Raw genomic sequence first — 17,396 nt, forward strand, 5'->3', positions numbered from 1 at the left:
GCAGTGGATCAGGGCCATAGGGTAGAAGCATGAACAGCAAAGACTCCCGCAAAACCTACCGCAAGGGGCCCGTGGTTCTACGCGGCACCCAGATCCCAGCGCAGACTTCAGATCAAAGGCTGCTCAGCCCAGCGCAATCCTCGGACTGGGTCCACGACGACCCGTGGCGCGTCATGCGCATCCAAAGCGAGTTCGTGGAGGGATTCGGGGCGCTCGCGGAACTGGGGCCAGCGATCTCGATCTTTGGATCTGCGCGAACCAAGCCAGATCACCCGGACTACGCGATCGCGGAGCGCGCCGCACAGTTGATTGTGGAGCGTGGGTATGCGGTTATCACCGGTGGTGGACCAGGCGTCATGGAGGCTGCGAACAAGGGCGCTCACGAGGCAGGCGGTACCTCCGTTGGCCTTGGCATCGAACTGCCGTTTGAACAGGGTATGAACCAGTACGTCGACCTTGGCGTGAACTTCCGGTACTTCTTCGCCCGTAAGACCATGTTTGTGAAGTATGCATCTGGTTTCGTGGTGCTGCCGGGTGGTTTCGGCACGTTCGACGAACTGTTTGAGGCGCTTACCCTCGTACAGACCCACAAGGTCACCGAGTTTCCCATCGCACTGGTGGGCAGGGATTACTGGGGCGGGCTGGTGGACTGGCTCAAGGGTGCGGTTGCGGAGCGCGGAATGATTAACCCGTCGGATGTGGATCTGTTCCATGTTGTCGACACACCCGAGGAGGCCGTTCAGATCGTGGCTGATCGTGCGGATGCGATGCGCAGCGGTTACGTATTTGCCACCGAGGGTGAGGAACCGGTCGAAGCCTAGCCATCAAACTCTGGTTTCTTGGTCAAATTTGCGTAAAATTGGTTGGTGGCGCGTGTGCGCGTGCGTGCCCTCACGTTTCAACCAATGGAGTGTCCTATGGCAGCGATGAAGCCCAGAACTGGAGATGGACCGATCGAGGCGACTCGAGAGGGAAGAGACATCATCCTGCGTGTCCCCTTGGACGGGGGAGGGCGGCTAGTGTTGTCGTTAAAGCAAGAAGAAGTTCAGGAACTCAGTAGAGTCCTCCAAGTAGTATCGGATTAGCACGTGACATTAGCGCCCACCAAGCTCAGCTCGCTCGATGACCTTCCCGTTGTGAAGGTTGAAACGGGCACCCTTGAGACCTGCGATTTTCTGAGTGAGCAGCGCATTGATGCGATTGCAGTGGGTGTCGGCTCTCCCATCGAGGGCGACGATGAACTGCAACCTCGCGCCGGCACCGTGCATGCCTCGCTGCGCTACCGGATTGATCTGGCGGAACTGGCCGCAAGGGCACGCTTCAAGGCAGAAGCGGGCACGACTCACGTGATTGACCTGCCTATCACGCATGGCGGGTCGGGTGCTGTCCTGCCCTGGGAGGGCCTGCCACTGCGGATCGTGCTCGTGGGCGTTGGGCGTGGCACGGATGAAGAGTTGCGTTCCGCTGGAGCCGCGATCGCGCAGAGCACCCGGGGCATGGGAACCGTACTGACCACGGTCGCTGCGATCAGCGGTGACCGCGGTACCTCGCATTTTGTCGAGGGCTACTGCCTTGGCGCCTACCCGGGTTGGAAACTCCGTGAGAAGCCGACCGATCAGGAGCCAAGCACCCTGATTCTGCTCGGTGACAACTCACAGGAGGTCATCGACGAGGCTCGGCATGCGTCAGCGCTTACATGGCTTGCACGTGATCTTGGCACTGTTCCATCGAACATCAAGACCCCCGAATGGCTTGCTCAGCGGTTTGAACAACTTGGCAAGGGTGCAGGCCTGTCCGTGAAGCGGTTCCGCGGCAAGGAACTGCTCGGAGCAGGCTTTGGCGGCACCGTTGCCGTGGGACAGGGTTCAGTGAACGCGCCGGAGTTCGTTGTCGTCTCCTACGCCCCTGAGGAAGTGGGCGAGAAAACCAGGCACGTGGCGCTGGTTGGTAAGGGCATTACCTTCGACACGGGTGGCATCTCCATCAAGCGGCCTCGCGAGACAATGATCACGATGAAGACAGACATGTCGGGTGCCGCCGATGCCTTCGCTGCTGTGCTTGGGGCGGCTCAGGCCAAGGTTCCCCACCGTGTGACCGCGCTGCTTCCTCTGGCTGAGAATCATTTCGGTGCGAACTCCACTCGCCCGGCCGATGTGATCTCGGTGTACGGCGGAACGACCGTTGAGATTGCGAACACCGATGCCGAAGGGCGTGTGGTCATGGCCGATGCCATCGCGTATGCGGTGCAAGAACTGCATGTCGATTCCATCATCGACATCGCTACGCTGACCGGAGCAGCGGCCATGTCGCTTGGTTATAGCCATGGGGCGCTCTACGCGAATGATGAGACGCTTCAGAAGGCGCTTGAGACGAGTGGTGCTGAGGCCGGTGAGCCGCTGTGGCACATGCCACTCGTGCGCGAGTACGAGGGTGCCTTGGACTCACAGATTGCAGATATCCGCAATATCCCCGAGGCCCCCGTCGGGGCAGGATCGATTGTGGCGGCGCTGTTCCTCGAGAGGTTCGCCCAGGGCGTACCGTGGGCGCATCTCGACATCGCAGGCCCATCCCACCGTGAGAGGGCTCGTCACGAGTTGAACAAAGGGCCGACGGGCTACAGCGTGCGTCTGCTGCTGCGTTACCTCAAATCGCTGTAATGACGACAGTGCGGGCCACCCTGAACCTTCAGGGTGGCCCACACTCTATATTGTTGCTATCTCGCGGGGACCGTCCTGGTCGCACACAGCAGTCCGTTGCCGGTGGGCAGCAGCGCAACGTGCCAGTTCGGTGATTCGTGGAGTTCTCTGGCCACCCCGCGCAGCAGCGCCGGTGTTTCCTCGCGGTTGGCCGGGTCGGCTACCTTGCCATACCACAGGGCATTATCGAGCACGAGCGTTCCGCCCGGGCGCAATAGCCGTTCGGCTTGGGTCACGTAGTTGGCGTAGTGTGCTGTGTCGGTTCCCACGAAGATGATGTCGTAGGCGGCATCTGCGAGTCGTGGCAGAACCTCATGGGACTTGCCGGAGATCGTTCGGGTACGGGTGGGCTTGATGCCTGCCTCAATGAACGCCTCCTTGGCTGCCCGATGGAACTCGATCTCGGAGTCTATTGTGGTCAGCACCCCGTCAGGAGCCATGCCCTCAAGGAGCCAGAGTGCTGCGACGCCCGTTCCCGTACCGATCTCAACGACCGCTTTCGCTTGGGTTGCGTGCGCGAGTAGTCGTAGTGTCGCGCCGGTTCCAGGCGAGATGCTTGGGCAACCGAGGTGTGCACCGCGTTCGCGGGCACGGACGATCACCTCGCTCTCGAGCGCGAATTGCTCGGTGTATGTCCAGTTCTGCGCCTTTTCCGACACATTTCCTCCAAATATTGGTTAGTGTCTCAAGTCTAGCCTTGTCGTTGGGCATGGGTGCCGGGCTGCCATCCCCTCACGTGAGCCGGGCTGGTAGGTGGCTGGATCGTCGTCAATCGGCGCCCTTCTCCTCGCCGCTGTGGATTGGCGACGAGTCGGTGGTTCGGGTACTTACACTCTCGTATGAGAGTGGACGCGGAGCGGCTCAAGGGAAACTAAGGAAACTTTCAGTTTGACCTGACATAATTTTGTCCCACGCCGTATCCGAACTGCGGCAGAAAGTTGGTCACCGCATGAGTCTCGATGCCACCCCCACCGCTTCGGTAGTGCCTGCCGAAACGCACGCACACGCATTTGAGTCCGCGACTAACCACGAATCGGTTCCCTACACGCCCACCTGGGAGCAAATCGTCCTTGAGCACTCGGCTCGAGTGTATCGGCTCGCATACCGGCTCACGGGCAATCAACACGATGCTGAAGACCTGACTCAAGAAGTATTCGTGCGGGTGTTCCGATCGCTGCACAACTATCAGCCCGGATCGTTTGAGGGGTGGCTGCACCGTATCACCACCAACGTCTTCCTCGACCAGGTGCGCCGCAAGAAGCGGATTCGCATGGATCACATGGGCGAAGAGGCACAAACCTACGCGGATCGTAACGAGTTTGCCTCGCCGGAGCGTAGTTTCGAACACCACAACCTTGACTACGACATCCAAGAGGCTCTGCAGAAACTCGCGCCCGAGTACCGCGTTGCCGTTGTCCTGTGCGACATCGAGGGACTGTCCTACGAGGAAATCGCCACGACCCTTGGCATCAAACTTGGAACAGTGCGCTCGCGTATTCACCGTGCCCGCGCGCAACTGCGTAAATCTCTCGCACACCGGGACCCTGCTCGATTCACAGGGCCGCGAGATCAATCTCTGGATCTCACGGGGGCCGGTGACGCAACCGCACAGGAAACCAGATGAGCGCGCACCTTGGACCGCTCGTCAGCGCGCTCGTCGACGACCAGCTTGAACCGGCACTGAGGGAGAAGGCGCTTGCCCACCTTGTGTGCTGCCCGCGCTGCGCCCAGGAGGTTCAGGACACGCGTGCTGCCCGGGCGCTATTGAACAAGGCACATGAGATGCCTGCCCTACGTGATGATTTCATGTCTGGGCTGCTGAGTTTGGCCCAGGACTGCGACCCACCTCGAACAGTCCCGGTTTCGCACGATAACCCCTTCATCACCCGTGAACCGATTCCCGGCGGAGCCTATTGTGGCAAGCTCTCAGGGAAGCAGAGTCTGCGCAAGTGGGCGACCTACGGTTCCGTCTTCGCGCTTGGCGGTGCCTGCGCTGCCGCATTCATCCTTGGAGCGCGGCCGCTGATCGCCCCGCAGTCCGATTACGAGACCCTTGTAGAACGTCTGGACGTGCTGCGGGGGAGTAGTGCGTTCTCGCCGCTGTACGACGTGGCGCGAACCCAACCCGACGGAACCCGCCAGGGAGTTGACCACGGTAAGTTCATCACCTGGCTTGATCAGCACGGATGGGCCGCTCCCAAGGAACTGCCCGAGGGCGTGACGATCAAGGAGGTCGGATTCCTGGCAACCAGGCCGACCGAACTCGAGATCGTCATAGCGACCCCAATCGGTGAGGTGCTCGTTGTCGAGCACAAGGGTGTGCTTGACAGCTCCACCGTTGACTCAGCCTCCGTGATCGACCATGAACTTGGTCCAATCTACGTACTAGGTGATGCTCCGACCCACTTGGTGTGGCAAAGTGAAGAAGCGGTCATCGAACTGATCACGGACATCGAATCCGAAGACCTGATGCAGTTCGCGCACACGTTCGCAGCAGAGCAGCACGATGAAGGGCTCACCGCCAGATTCGCGCGAGGCTTTTCAGTACTAGCAGGAGTGGTCAGTGAGTAACCAACCTACGTCGGACAACACTCCCGTGCCGGACACCGAGCGGCTGCCCGATACCGAGCACGGGCAGCCGACGCAGCAGCCAACGGTCGAGAGCGTACCCGCTGCAGCCAAGCCGGAGGTGTCTTCGGGATTGAACGTGCCCCAGCCGCCAGTCCCCGCCCCATATTCTGGTGGGCCAGTCCTGCGGCAACCACAGGCAGTCAACCCGTTCGCCCCGCCTTCGGTGACCCCCGGCTACTCCCGGCATCAGCCGCCTGCACCGCAGTATCCACCACACAGCGGTGGCAACCCAGGTAACGGTGGCGTTCCATCACACGGCATCCCACAGGGCCATGCTCCGAACGGGGGTGCTCTGCACGCAGCCAACGCCTATGGCGGGTCAAACTACCAGGCAGGCCAGCGCGTCGGCAATCAGCCTCGTGCGCGTGCACGTGTGGGCATGGGAACCGTTGCAGGACTGCTCGTCGTCGCGGTGATCGCCGGGGCGATAGCCGGAAACATCGCAGGGCGCAGTGCCGCGACCAACCAAAACGCGGCTAACGGGGGTGGCGCGACGATCAATCAGGTGGCACCGGGGGCGCAACCCGAAGCGCGACAACTGGCAGACGGATCGGTGGCAGACATCGCTGCGAAAGTCCTTCCATCGGTCGTGTTCATCGAGGTCATTGAGGGTGATGGATATGCAACCGGATCTGGCTTCGTCATCTCTGAAGATGGGTACATCCTGACCAATCAGCACGTCATCCAAGGCGGCAGCGCCCAGGACTCGATTGTGGTGACCTTTTCTGACGGGCAGGAGGAAACCGCAACTGTAGTGGGTAGTACCATCGACTATGACATAGCCGTCATCAAGGTTGACCGCACAGGTCTGGAACCGCTGACGCTCGGCGATTCAGACTCGGCAGTGGTGGGAGACCCGGTTATCGCCATCGGCGCACCGCTCGGGCTTGAGGGAACCGTCACCACTGGAATCGTCTCGGCGCTGAACCGGCCCGTTTCCGCAGGGGACCTCAACAACACCTCATATATAAACGCAATCCAAACCGATGCCGCCATCAACCCCGGAAACTCCGGCGGGCCTCTGGTCAACACCGCTGGAGAGGTCATCGGCATCAACTCCGCAATCGCGCAGACTCCCACGCAGATCATGGGAAACACCACCGGGAACATCGGGCTTGGCTTCGCCATCTCCTCCAACCAGGCGGCACGTACCTCTCAGGAGATCATCAACACGGGTCAGGCAACCGTTCCTGTCATCGGGGTTCTCCTTGACTCCCGTAACCAGGGGGAGGGCGTCACCGTTGTCTCCGAATCGGTTCAGGGAGAGGAGCCGGTTACCCCCGGTGGCCCTGCGGATCAAGCGGGAATCGTTGCGGGAGACGTTATCCTTGCAATTGATGGCCGACCGGTAGCACAATCAGACGAGCTCATCGTTGCGATCCGAGCGAAGGCACCCGGCGAGGAAGTCGTACTCACCCTTCGCGATGGTCAAGACGGAGAACGCGAGGTTACAGTCGTGTTGGGCTCCCGAGTCGGTGAATGACAAGAGACTGATCGCGTGTGTGCGTGCCCGAACATCAGGACGTTCGGTAGCTAGGAAAATCACTGCCAGGGCGGTTCAAGACAAGGGGAGAACGTGATTTTTGGGCTAGGCGGAGAAGAGATATTCGTCATCATCCTCATCACGATCTTCGTGGTGGGGCCTGAGAGGCTGCCCGGATATGTCCAACAGATCACCGAGTTCATCAAGGGCGCTCGCCGGTTTATGGCCGACGCAAAGGCAAAGGTAGACGAGGAACTCGGCCCCGAGTTCTCCGATGTCGACTGGCAGAAACTCGATCCACGCCAGTACGATCCACGCAAGATCGTGCGCGAAGCCCTGCTCGAGGACACGATCCTCGATCCGCAGCGCAATGCAGCCGCCGTAGGAGTGGTCGGAGTGTCCACCGCAGGCGCCGCAACTGCAGCACCACGTCCCCGGACTCCTGGCTTCGACACCTATACTGCCCTTGCACAGGGCTCTCCGGCGCCATTCGATCCAGAGGCGACCTAGGTCCGGTCCACACCCGAGGCGGGCCTGTGCGAGGGGCGTCCCGAAATGGGGACCACAAATTCGAGATTCGAGCCCGAGCCTGTAAGAATGGGAGTCATGACTACTGAAACCCTCCGTCCGAGGATTCTCTCGGGTATGCAGCCTTCCAATGATTCCCTGACTCTCGGAAACTACATTGGCGCGTTGACACAGTGGGTGAAGCTTCAGGACTCATACGACACCTTCTACATGATGGCGGACCTTCACGCCCTCACCGTGAATCCAGACCCAGATAAACTCCGTGACCGTACGCGGCGTACACTCGCACAATATCTTGCTGGAGGCGTGGACCCAGAGCGTTCAACGCTGTTCGTGCAGTCACATGTGTCCCAACACGCGGAACTGGCATGGATTTTGTCCTGCCAGACGGGCTTTGGCGAAGCCGGTCGCATGACCCAGTTCAAGGACAAGTCCGCGAAGCAGGGCGAGTCTGGCACAACCGTTGGACTGTTCACGTACCCGGTGCTCATGGCCGCTGACATCCTGCTGTATGACGCCGCTCTTGTACCGGTTGGTGAAGACCAGCGCCAACATCTCGAACTGACGCGAAACCTCGCTGAGCGCGCCAATGCCCGGTTCGGAGACGACACCTTCGTCGTGCCAGACGCACACATTGTGAAGTCGATTGCAAAGATCTACGACCTCCAGAACCCGACCGCCAAGATGAGCAAGTCGGAGACCGGAAAAGGCACCCTGTGGCTGCTTGAAGACCCAAAGAAGGCCGCCAAGAAAATCAAGTCCGCCGTGACGGATGCGGGTACGGAGATCCGCTACGACGCTGCCGAGAAGCCTGGCGTGTCCAATCTGCTCAGCATCTACTCGGTGTTCAGCGGCAAAAGCATCGAGCAGCTTGAAGCCGAGTACGAGGGTAAGCAGTACGGACACCTTAAGGTGGACCTCGCGGAGATCATGGAGAACTTCCTGACCGATTTCCAGTCGAAGGTGAATGTCTACCTCGACGATCCGGCACAGCTTGACAAGATCCTCGCCGTTGGCGCGGCAAAGGCCCGCGACATCGCGCAGGAGACCGTTAGCCGTGTTTACTCCAAGGTTGGGCTGCTGCAGCCGAGCGCAGAGGCGTAACACGTGACCCAGTCCGAGCGGATGGGATCCGGGAAACGGATCGGCATCTCCATCGAAATTCCCGAGCCTATGGGCAGCGAACTACAAAATGCGCGCCGCAGTTTTGGGGACCCCATGGCTGACGCGATTCCCCCGCATATCACTGTGATCGGTCCAACCGATATCGACCCTGACGAGTTGGATGAGATCGGTGAGCACATCCAGTACGCATGCGCGCAGGTTGAGCCGTTCACGGTGCATTTGCGGGGGAGTGCCACGTTTCGCCCGGTCTCACCGGTGGTGTTCATTCAGGTGGTGGATGGAATCGCTCAGTGCGAGCAACTCGAATCCCTCATGAGAGCCGGACCGCTCGCACACGAAACACGTTTCAACTACCACCCGCATGTCACGATCGCACACGAGATCGACGATGAGGCGCTGGACGCGGCGTTCAATCGGATGGCCTTTTACGAGGCGAGTTTTGAGGTAAGGCACATCCATCTGTATGAGCACGGGGCTGACAACGTGTGGCGGCCGATCGTGAGTTACCCACTCGGTGGTGGGGAGTCACTCACGATGTCGGCTGCGGAGTGACAACGCGGGCGATTGTGCCTGTTTGCGCTGCATGCGCGCACGCGTGATCAGGCTTCCTCTCATAGACTGGTGAGATGCCATCACCTTGGATTTCCCAGACCAAAGACATCGCACAGGATCTATTAGCGCGATGGAAGAACTCTCGGCTGGCTCGAGCGCTGAAGCAATACACCCTCGCAAATGGCGCCCTGTTGTGTGGCGGGATCACCTACAAGGCACTCTTCTCCTTGTTTGCCGCGTTAACCATAGGCTTTACGGTGTTTGTGCGGGTCCTTGGGAACAACGTCGAGTTACGTGATTCTGTCGTTGAGGCGATCAACAATGCCGTGCCAGGGCTGATTGCAGACAGCGATCACAGGGGCATCCTGAGTATCGACGATCTGGTGGTATCCACAGGACTCAACCTCACCTCGATCATCGCGTTTGGCGTACTGCTCTGGGCAGTCATCACCTGTATGGACGCCGTCCGCGCGTCTGTGCGGGCAATGTTCTCCCTGCCGCCCAAGGGAGCCACAGCCATCGGTGCCAAGTTGCGTAGCCTAGCGGCCTTTGTGTGCGTGGCTGTCGGGATTCTGCTGTCATCGGTAGCTGGCGTTTTCGCCAACTCGGTGGGTAGGATTTTCGACGATTCCCGCCCGCTGGGTGCCGTCACCTCCGTTGCGTTGAACCTGGGTTCTCACCTGGCGACGCTACTGTTTGATGCCGCGGTGTTCGTCCTGATCGTGCGACTGCTGGCAGGAGTCAAGCTACCGAGGCGTGATCTGCTGATCGGTGCTGTGACCAGTGCCATTGGATTCGCTGTGATTCGTTATCTTGGTACGAGCGTTGTCGTGGGTTCAGCAACGAACAACCCACTGTTTGCCACGGGTGCCGTCCTGGTGACCATATTGGTGTGGTTGTACATGTGCTCACGCATCTTGTTGACGGCTTCCGCGTTGGCGGCGAACGTACCGCTGGAACAACTCGAGAAGATTGAGCGGGACCTCAGCGGGGTCACGCACGATCCCAAGGCTGACGACGCGACTGCGCAGAGTGCCGATGGGGTCCTAGAACCGGTCGCTGCTGCCCCTAAGAGCTGTAGACCGGCGCTCATAGCGGCTGTTGCGGGGTTCATCGGGGGAATCATGTTCGCCCGCTCTAGAACCTGACCAACTTCCCCATACCTGCCTCTGGCCGGAGGACATACCCACCTGCGCTCATGGACCGAGCCGCGCTGCCCCAGTTCCGGTTGAACGTGTAGAAAGTTGCTTCACTGTGAGGACCGCAGACCTACACTGTGCAGTAATTTCCTGCACATTCAACTACCGGTGCGTCCAACGTTCCGCATGTTCAATCAACCCGAGCGCCCACCGCGACTCCAGCCATATCGTGGAGAGTACTCGGCCGGAAATCTCAAAGCGAAGGGGGTGGTTTCCCCGTTCGTCATGAACTGGGAAACCGCCCCCTTTAGCGTGGTGGTGGAGGTTTAGAAGGCACGGCGAATGATCGCCTGCTTGACCTCTTGGATCGCCTTTGTGACCTCAATTCCTCGGGGGCAGGCCTCCGAGCAGTTGAAGGTGGTGCGGCAACGCCAGACACCTTCCTTGTCGTTGAGGATCTCCAGACGCTGAGCGGCACCCTCATCACGTGAGTCGAAAATGAACCGGTGCGCGTTGACGATTGCCGCAGGGCCAAAGTATTGGCCGTCCGTCCAGAACACGGGGCATGACGAGGTGCACGCAGCACACAGGATGCACTTCGTGGTGTCGTCGAACCGCTCACGCTGTTCAGCCGACTGGATGCGCTCCTTGGACGGCTGATTACCGCTCGTGATCAGGAATGGCATGATCTCGCGGTAGGACGCGAAGAATGGCTCCATGTCCACGACCAGGTCCTTGACCACTGGCAGGCCCTTGATCGGTTCAACCGTGATCGGCTTGGAAGGGTTCAAGTCCTTGAGCAGCGTCTTGCAGGCAAGACGGTTACGTCCGTTGATGCGCATCGCGTCAGAACCGCAGATTCCGTGCGCACACGAGCGACGGAACGTGAGCGATCCATCGTGGTCCCACTTGATCTTGTGCAGTGCGTCAAGGACACGGTCAGTGCCGTACATGGTGAGTGTGTACTCGTCCCAGTAGGCCTCATCACCGTGCTCGGACTCTGGCAGATAGCGACGGACCTTGAGGGTCACCTCAAACGATGGGATCTCTCCGGTACTACCCTGAGCGGATTTGTCGAGTGTCGCGGTCATCAGTACTTCCGTTCCATCGGCTCGTACCGGGTCTGCGTGACCGGCTTTGAACCGAGCACGACCTGGTAGTCGTCAAATCGATCAGAGCGCGTAAAGGCACTCTTGGGGGTGAGCGGCGCATCGTCAACGACCGTGTCTACTTCGAATTCGAGCGGGCGACGGTAGATCATCGTGTGCTGCATGAAGTTGGCGTCATCGCGATCTGGGTAGTCCTCGCGGAAGTGGCCCCCACGGGATTCCTTCCGGTTGAGTGCGGCGATGACCGTGACCTCAGCGATGTCCAGTAAGAAGCCGAGTTCGAGGGCTTCCAGCAGGTCGGTGTTGAACATCTTGCCCTTGTCCTGCACAGAGACGCGTGAATAGCGTTCCTGAAGGACCCGGATGTCCGCGAGGGCCTGCTTGAGGGATTCGTCGGTGCGGAACACCTGAGCGTTGGCGTCCATGGTCTCCTGAAGTTCCTTACGGACGTCGGAGACTCGCTCGCCGTCTGGTCGGGTGCGAATCTCTTCCAACTGCGCGACTACGCGTGCCGCCGAGTTTTCAGGCAGATCGATGAACTTGGCGGTCTTGGCGTAGGCCGCCGCAGTACGTCCGGCTCGCTTACCAAAGACGTTGATGTCGAGCAGGGAGTTGGTTCCCAGACGGTTTGAGCCATGCACGGAAACGCAGGCAACCTCACCGGCAGCGTACAGTCCCTTGACCACGTCGTCGGAGTTGCGGAGGACCTCGGCTTCGACGTTCGTGGGAATGCCCCCCATCGCATAGTGTGCGGTTGGGTAGACCGGAACCGGTTCGGTGTAGGGCTCGATGCCGAGATAGGTGCGCGCGAACTCGGTGATGTCTGGGAGCTTTGCATCAATGTGTGCTGGCTCAAGGTGGGTCAGATCGAGTAGGACGTAATCCTTGTTCGGGCCGGCACCGCGGCCTTCACGTACCTCGTTTGCCATGGAACGAGCCACGATGTCACGCGGTGCGAGGTCCTTGATGGTTGGCGCGTAGCGTTCCATGAAGCGTTCACCGTTGCCGTTACGCAGGATTCCACCTTCGCCACGGGCTGCTTCGGAGAGCAGGATTCCCAAGCCTGCAAGGCCTGTTGGGTGGAACTGGAAGAACTCCATGTCCTCGAGAGGGAGACCACGACGCAGCGCCAGCGCCATGCCGTCACCGGTGAGGGTGTGAGCGTTCGAGGTGGTCTTGAAGATCTTTCCGGCACCACCGGTTGCAAAGATGATGGACTTTGCCTGGAAGACGTGGATCTCACCCGTGGCAAGGTCGTACGCGACAACACCGGTTGCGTTGACCTCTTCACCATCTGGGACCTGTCCAGCGGAGAGGTCGTGATCCACGATGAGGTCGAGTACGTAGAACTCGTTGAAGAACTCCACGTTCTGCTTGACGCAGTTTTGGTAGAGGGTCTGCAGGATCATGTGGCCGGTGCGGTCTGCCGCATAGCAGGCGCGGCGCACGGCAGCCTCACCGTGGTTGCGGGTGTGGCCACCGAAGCGACGCTGGTCGATGCGTCCCTCGGGGGTGCGGTTAAACGGCAGCCCCATGCGTTCGAGGTCGAGGACCGCGTCGATGGCTTCCTTGGCCATAATCTCGGCTGCGTCCTGGTCAACGAGGTAGTCGCCGCCCTTGACGGTGTCAAAGGTGTGCCATTCCCAGTTGTCTTCCTCGACGTTTGCGAGTGCCGCGCACATTCCGCCCTGTGCTGCACCGGTGTGGGAGCGGGTTGGGTAGAGCTTGGAGATGACTGCGGTGCGGACCTCAGACGATGCCTCGAGTGCGGCACGCATCCCGGCGCCACCTGCGCCGACAATCACGACGTCATACTGGTGAGTTTGCATCTGGTGTGATGCCTCCTATGTGTGAAAAGTGGGCGCTAGCGGGCTTCGCAGATGGTGGGTAGAAGCTCGGCTGGGGAGTTTGCCGGGCACGGGTCGAACGTGAAGATGACGAGTGTGCCGAGAACGACCGTGATGGTGAAGCCGATTGCGAGCAGGGACTTCAGCACAACACGGGTCGCGTGCCTCTCTGCGTAGTCATTGATGACCGTGCGAACTCCGTTGGTGCCGTGGATCATCGCGAGCCAGAGCATCAGCAGGTCCCAGGTCTGCCAGAAGGGGCTGGAGAGCTTTCCACCGACGAATGCGAAATCGATGCGGTTGATTCCGCCGTCCACCATGAGGTTCACGAACAGGTGTCCGAAGATGAGCACTACGAGGATGACACCTGAGACGCGCATGAACAGCCAGCCCCACAACTCAAAGTTGCCACGGGTCAGTGTTGTACGCCTGTACTTGTCGCGAGGGGAGGCGATGGCAGAGTTACTCATCAGTGACCCCCTCCGAAGATGTTGCTCAGGTGACGTGGCAGGAAGCCAGCGGCGGTGACGGCAACGAGTCCGACGACGACCCAGAGCATGACGCGCTGGTACTTCGGGCCTTTGGACCAGAAGTCGACGAGGATCAGGCGCAGCCCGTTGAACGCGTGGAAGGCGACTGCGAGAACGAGTCCGGCCTCACCGAGTCCGAGGATTGGCGTCTTGTACGCGCCGATCACAGCGTTGTAGGCCTCGGGGGAGACCCGCACGAGGGCGGTGTCGAGGACATGGACGAGAAGGAAGAGGAACAGCAGAACTCCGGTTACGCGGTGCGCAACCCAAGACCACATGCCTTCGCGGCCGCGGTAGAGCGTTCCTGCAGGTGCGCTTGGCACTGTGGCGCCTCCTGTGTGCGAGTGATGAGGACAGGGTGGGTGGATGTGCCGGTGTCTCCATAGTGCGTGGCACGTCATGGAAAGGAGGACGGCACTGTCCATATCCACCTTTTGCATTAACTGTAGTGAATTTTGTGGGGGACAAGTGAATCGAGGGATGTAAAAACTCGACCCAACCTCTCGATTGTGAGGATTCCCACAAATTCTTGCACTCTCTCGAGGAATGTCACCGCCGGGGACTTTTGTCCCGAAAGCCTGCGATTTCGCTGTGTTTATGCGGGCTTATCGGCCCAATCGCGGGCTTTGCGGCGATGCTACAGGGACGCTTAAAAGAAATTCGTGAGACGGAATCTCATTTTTTGGACGCCATTTACGCTACAAATATGTTGCGAAATTCGGTGAATTCGATCACGCTCTGCCTATTGCGGGCAGCATGGCGCTTGGATCGGTTCAGATGGGGACGCAGGGTAAACGCAGAGTAAACTTCGTCAGAGAGTTTGCCGAAGGCAGGGACACCCAGCGTTCCGGCAACCACCGGACATCGCTAACACGGGAAAAGGCACTGAACACAATGGCACACACTGTTAAAGCAACCGATGAGTTCTATGCGGTGATCCCTGCTGGCGGCAGTGGCACGAGGCTATGGCCCCTCTCGAGAACCGGCGCCCCAAAATTCCTGCATGACCTGACCGGTAGTGGCCGTACCCTCCTGCAGGCGACCGTTGATCGCCTGGCCAAGGTCTCGGGAGACGAGAATGTACTGGTCATTACTGGTAACAGGCATGCGGCGGCTGTTGCTCGGCAACTGCCAGAGGTCTCAGAGGGCAACATCCTGACAGAACCCTCACCGCGAGATTCCATGGCGGCTATCGGCCTGGTCGCCGCTGTGCTCCGCAACCGTCATGGGGACGTCATCATGGGGTCGTTTGCGGCCGACCACGTGATTACGGACCAGCCATCGTTCGAACACGCGGTCCGTTCGGGCATTGTTGCTGCTCGCGAAGGTTATGTGGCCACTATCGGCATCGCGGCGAGCCGTCCGTCCACGGCGTTCGGCTACATTCACTGGGGTCCTTCGCTTGGCTTCGAGGACGCGCCGGAAGTGCGCCAGGTCGTGAGTTTCACGGAGAAGCCCGATTCTGTGACCGCTCAGCGTTATCTTGCCACGGGGGAGTACCGCTGGAATGCGGGCATGTTCATCTCGCGTGTGTCTGTCCTGCTTGGTCATCTCGAAGAATATCGTCCAGAGCTGCATGCGGGGATTCTTGAGATCGCCGCTGCCTGGGACACGGATGACCGCGACGTGGTCCTTGAGCGGGTCTGGCCGTCCCTTGAGAAGATCGCGATCGATCATGCGGTTGCCGAGCCCGCCGCTGCTGCGGGTGGTGTTGCCGTGGTGCCCGCAAGTTTCGGTTGGGACGATGTGGGGGACTTCAACTCGCTTGCGGCTCTGCTGCCTGCTGATGATCACAGGGGCTCGAAGGTGCTTGGCGACCCAGGCAAGGTGGTTCGGATTCAGAGTGCAGGGTCTGTTGTGGTGCCTCGTACGGAACGTGTGATTACGATCCTTGGCCTCGACGATGTGGTCATCGTGGACACCGATGATGCCCTGCTGGTCACCACTCGTGCGCGAGCGCAAAACGTGAAAGACGTGGTCACCGAGCTGCGCGATCGCGGACTGGACGAGTTGGCCTAGTTTTCCTGCCGACGATCCGGCGCCTTCCAGCCTGGGTCGCAGTTCGCTGCCCCACCTCGCGCTGTTCCTCCCACCTCACCCTCGAACGGGTGGCGGGGCTGGAAGCCGACCGACTCGTCGCCAATCCAAAACCAGATGGGCGAGAGCCGGCCGTCCGGGTGCGCGCCCTGGACGTAAAAGACCTCACGGAGTCCGATCGGCTTGCGCTGAGGGTCGGGAGTTCACGGCGGGCGATGCCCGACGTGTGGGATCATAGCGAGGTAGACGCACAAAAGCGTTAACCTCGAATGGTGAGTTTTGAACATGCACCGCTGATCGACCAACTTGCCCGCTCACTTGAGCAGGAGGTCATCGCGTTCCGTCGCGATATTCACGCGCACCCGGAGATCGCGCGAACTGAGATTCGCACGACGCAGCGGATTGCGTCGCGCCTGCGTGAGGAGGGGCTTGAGCCACGACTCCTCGACGGCACGGGATTGACCTGCGATATCGGGCCGACCGTTGAGCAGTCAGGACAAAGCCTCCTTGCCTTCCGCGCTGACATCGACGCGTTGCCGCTGCAGGAGACAACGGGGTTGCCGTTCGCGTCGATCCACGATGGGATTTCCCATTCGTGCGGTCATGACGTGCACACCGCCGTTGTGCTGGGACTGGGGCTTGTGCTTGCGCGTATGGCGAGGCGAGGGGAGTTGTCCCGCGGTGTGCGTTTGATCTTCCAGCCGGCTGAGGAGGTGCAGCCCGGCGGCGCGCTTGATTTGCTTGCCCAGGATGTTCTCGATGGGGTCGAGCGCATCTATGCGGTGCACTGTGAGCCGAAGGTTGATGTGGGCACAGTTGGAACCCGTATTGGGCCGATTACCTCGGCGTGCGACACCGTGACGGTGACCGTCACATCCGCGGGTGGACACACATCGCGTCCTCATCTGACCGGCGATGTCGTCTATGCGATAGGTCGCATGATCACGGAGGTCCCCTCGGTCTTGGGGCGTCGCCTCGACCCTCGTGCGGGTGTTAACTTCACGTGGGGCCACGTGCAGGCTGGTTCGGCCCCGAATGCGATTCCGTCATCCGGCGTGATCTCGGGGACGTTGCGGTGCCTCGATGTGACCGCGTGGGAACGTGCCGGTGAGGTGCTACACGAGACGATTGATCACATTGCCTCCGCATATGGGGTTGAGGTGTCCATGCACCATAAGCGCGGTGTGCCGCCGGTGGTGAATGATGAGGACTGCACCATGCTGCTTGAGGCGTCGGCCCGTGACGCCCTGGGGGCGAATGCCGTTGCGTTGACCGAGCAGTCGCTCGGCGGCGAGGACTTCGCCTGGTACCTGACTAAGGTGCCTGGCGCGCTCGCGCGTCTTGGCACGCGTACGCCGGGCGGTACGACATATGACATCCACCGGGGTGACTTGATCGTCGACGAGTCGGCAATCTTGGCGGGTATCCGCATGCTCGCGCGCACCGCGACGGTAGGCGGCGCGAGGTAGGCCCTGCTGACGGCGAGGTAGCGTTGCGGAGTGTGCCAACCCTCGCGGAACGGGTTGGCACCGGAGCACAAGTGGATGTGACTGACAGTCGGTTGGGTGTGCGGAGCGTGGGACTCAGGTCCCCACAATCTCACTGGTCGGATGCCCAGTATCTGCCCTTGAGACGAACCTTTCGGATTGGTAACAGAACTAGAAACGTGGCTATTGCATGCTGCACGTTAACGGCTTAACGTCTATTGTTAACAGTGAT

At 60.2% G+C, this 17,396-nt stretch carries 17 protein-coding genes; 12 read left to right on the plus strand and 5 right to left on the minus strand.

The genetic code is table 11. The annotated features are described in order from the left end of the window. Positions 1-29: 29 nt before the first annotated feature. From ACFSYH_RS10120 to ACFSYH_RS10130, 3 genes are all read left to right on the plus strand, one after another. Positions 30-821, plus strand: coding sequence for an LOG family protein (locus ACFSYH_RS10120; protein ID WP_377466841.1), 792 nt, complete (start codon positions 30-32; stop codon positions 819-821). 96 nt (positions 822-917) lie between these two features. Continuing rightward, complete coding sequence (locus tag ACFSYH_RS10125) at positions 918-1,085, plus strand: DUF3117 domain-containing protein (protein ID WP_377466842.1); 168 nt, start codon at positions 918-920, stop codon at positions 1,083-1,085. Positions 1,086-1,088: 3 nt separating this feature from the next. Continuing rightward, entirely contained in the window at positions 1,089-2,657 is a 1,569-nt protein-coding gene (locus ACFSYH_RS10130; RefSeq protein ID WP_377466843.1) for a leucyl aminopeptidase family protein, read from the plus strand. A gap of 56 nt (positions 2,658-2,713) precedes the next feature. On the opposite strand, the gene ACFSYH_RS10135 is transcribed toward ACFSYH_RS10130, so the two are convergent. Continuing rightward, positions 2,714-3,355, minus strand: coding sequence for an O-methyltransferase (locus tag ACFSYH_RS10135; RefSeq protein WP_377466844.1), 642 nt, complete (start codon positions 3,353-3,355; stop codon positions 2,714-2,716). Positions 3,356-3,645: 290 nt separating this feature from the next. On the opposite strand from ACFSYH_RS10135, the gene sigE reads away from it, so the two are divergent. The 7 genes from sigE (at position 3,646) to ACFSYH_RS10170 (ending at position 10,163) form a co-directional block, all read left to right on the plus strand. Then, positions 3,646-4,320: an RNA polymerase sigma factor SigE gene (gene sigE / locus ACFSYH_RS10140; RefSeq protein ID WP_377466845.1), complete on the plus strand. Its 675-nt coding sequence runs from the start codon at positions 3,646-3,648 to the stop codon at positions 4,318-4,320. Continuing rightward, on the plus strand, positions 4,317-5,267 hold the full coding sequence (locus ACFSYH_RS10145; protein WP_377466846.1) for an anti-sigma factor family protein: 951 nt from the start codon (positions 4,317-4,319) through the stop codon (positions 5,265-5,267). The genes sigE and ACFSYH_RS10145 overlap by 4 nt, the downstream gene beginning before the upstream one ends. Next, positions 5,260-6,810: a S1C family serine protease gene (locus ACFSYH_RS10150; RefSeq protein ID WP_377466847.1), complete on the plus strand. Its 1,551-nt coding sequence runs from the start codon at positions 5,260-5,262 to the stop codon at positions 6,808-6,810. Before ACFSYH_RS10145 ends, ACFSYH_RS10150 begins: the two co-directional genes overlap by 8 nt. Positions 6,811-6,903: 93 nt before the next feature. Then, the gene (locus ACFSYH_RS10155) at positions 6,904-7,320 is read left to right on the plus strand and encodes a Sec-independent protein translocase TatB (RefSeq protein ID WP_377466848.1); all 417 of its coding nucleotides are present in this window, start codon (positions 6,904-6,906) and stop codon (positions 7,318-7,320) included. Between the two features lie 96 nt (positions 7,321-7,416). Further along, positions 7,417-8,442 carry a tryptophan--tRNA ligase gene (trpS, locus tag ACFSYH_RS10160; RefSeq protein WP_377466849.1) on the plus strand — a complete coding sequence of 342 codons (1,026 nt, stop codon included), beginning with the start codon at positions 7,417-7,419 and terminating at the stop codon, positions 8,440-8,442. Positions 8,443-8,445: 3 nt separating this feature from the next. Beyond that, positions 8,446-9,015, plus strand: coding sequence for a 2'-5' RNA ligase family protein (locus ACFSYH_RS10165; RefSeq protein WP_377466850.1), 570 nt, complete (start codon positions 8,446-8,448; stop codon positions 9,013-9,015). Positions 9,016-9,089: 74 nt separating this feature from the next. Then, positions 9,090-10,163: a YihY/virulence factor BrkB family protein gene (locus ACFSYH_RS10170; RefSeq protein ID WP_377466851.1), complete on the plus strand. Its 1,074-nt coding sequence runs from the start codon at positions 9,090-9,092 to the stop codon at positions 10,161-10,163. A 317-nt stretch (positions 10,164-10,480) separates the two neighbouring features. On the opposite strand, the gene ACFSYH_RS10175 is transcribed toward ACFSYH_RS10170, so the two are convergent. The 4 genes from ACFSYH_RS10175 to sdhC are packed head-to-tail and all read right to left on the minus strand — an operon-like array spanning position 10,481 to position 13,963. Beyond that, complete coding sequence (locus ACFSYH_RS10175) at positions 10,481-11,245, minus strand: succinate dehydrogenase iron-sulfur subunit (protein ID WP_377466852.1); 765 nt, start codon at positions 11,243-11,245, stop codon at positions 10,481-10,483. Continuing rightward, entirely contained in the window at positions 11,245-13,092 is a 1,848-nt protein-coding gene (gene sdhA / locus ACFSYH_RS10180; protein WP_377466853.1) for a succinate dehydrogenase flavoprotein subunit, read from the minus strand. Before sdhA ends, ACFSYH_RS10175 begins: the two co-directional genes overlap by 1 nt. Positions 13,093-13,127: 35 nt before the next feature. Further along, positions 13,128-13,580 carry a succinate dehydrogenase hydrophobic membrane anchor subunit gene (locus ACFSYH_RS10185; protein WP_377466854.1) on the minus strand — a complete coding sequence of 151 codons (453 nt, stop codon included), beginning with the start codon at positions 13,578-13,580 and terminating at the stop codon, positions 13,128-13,130. Next, complete coding sequence (gene sdhC / locus ACFSYH_RS10190; RefSeq protein WP_377466855.1) at positions 13,580-13,963, minus strand: succinate dehydrogenase, cytochrome b556 subunit; 384 nt, start codon at positions 13,961-13,963, stop codon at positions 13,580-13,582. The genes ACFSYH_RS10185 and sdhC overlap by 1 nt, the downstream gene beginning before the upstream one ends. A 571-nt stretch (positions 13,964-14,534) precedes the next feature. On the opposite strand from sdhC, the gene ACFSYH_RS10195 reads away from it, so the two are divergent. Then, positions 14,535-15,659 (plus strand): mannose-1-phosphate guanylyltransferase, encoded by a 1,125-nt coding sequence (locus ACFSYH_RS10195; RefSeq protein WP_377466856.1) that lies wholly within the window; start codon positions 14,535-14,537, stop codon positions 15,657-15,659. A gap of 290 nt (positions 15,660-15,949) precedes the next feature. Then, positions 15,950-17,146 carry an amidohydrolase gene (locus tag ACFSYH_RS10200; RefSeq protein WP_377466857.1) on the plus strand — a complete coding sequence of 399 codons (1,197 nt, stop codon included), beginning with the start codon at positions 15,950-15,952 and terminating at the stop codon, positions 17,144-17,146. Positions 17,147-17,396 lie beyond the last annotated feature (250 nt).

Source organism: Populibacterium corticicola, assembly GCF_042683685.1.
Classification (GTDB): Bacteria; Actinomycetota; Actinomycetes; order Actinomycetales; family Cellulomonadaceae; genus Timonella; species Timonella corticicola.

Coding starts and splice junctions, on each gene's coding strand:
- sdhA (WP_377466853.1), bottom strand. CDS start 13,092: ATGCAAACTCACCAGTATGACGTCGTGATTGTCGGCGCAGGTGGCGCC.
- sigE (WP_377466845.1), top strand. CDS start 3,646: ATGAGTCTCGATGCCACCCCCACCGCTTCGGTAGTGCCTGCCGAAACG.
- ACFSYH_RS10175 (WP_377466852.1), bottom strand. CDS start 11,245: ATGACCGCGACACTCGACAAATCCGCTCAGGGTAGTACCGGAGAGATC.
- ACFSYH_RS10145 (WP_377466846.1), top strand. CDS start 4,317: ATGAGCGCGCACCTTGGACCGCTCGTCAGCGCGCTCGTCGACGACCAG.
- ACFSYH_RS10125 (WP_377466842.1), top strand. CDS start 918: ATGGCAGCGATGAAGCCCAGAACTGGAGATGGACCGATCGAGGCGACT.
- ACFSYH_RS10195 (WP_377466856.1), top strand. CDS start 14,535: ATGGCACACACTGTTAAAGCAACCGATGAGTTCTATGCGGTGATCCCT.
- ACFSYH_RS10120 (WP_377466841.1), top strand. CDS start 30: ATGAACAGCAAAGACTCCCGCAAAACCTACCGCAAGGGGCCCGTGGTT.
- trpS (WP_377466849.1), top strand. CDS start 7,417: ATGACTACTGAAACCCTCCGTCCGAGGATTCTCTCGGGTATGCAGCCT.
- ACFSYH_RS10185 (WP_377466854.1), bottom strand. CDS start 13,580: ATGAGTAACTCTGCCATCGCCTCCCCTCGCGACAAGTACAGGCGTACA.
- ACFSYH_RS10170 (WP_377466851.1), top strand. CDS start 9,090: ATGCCATCACCTTGGATTTCCCAGACCAAAGACATCGCACAGGATCTA.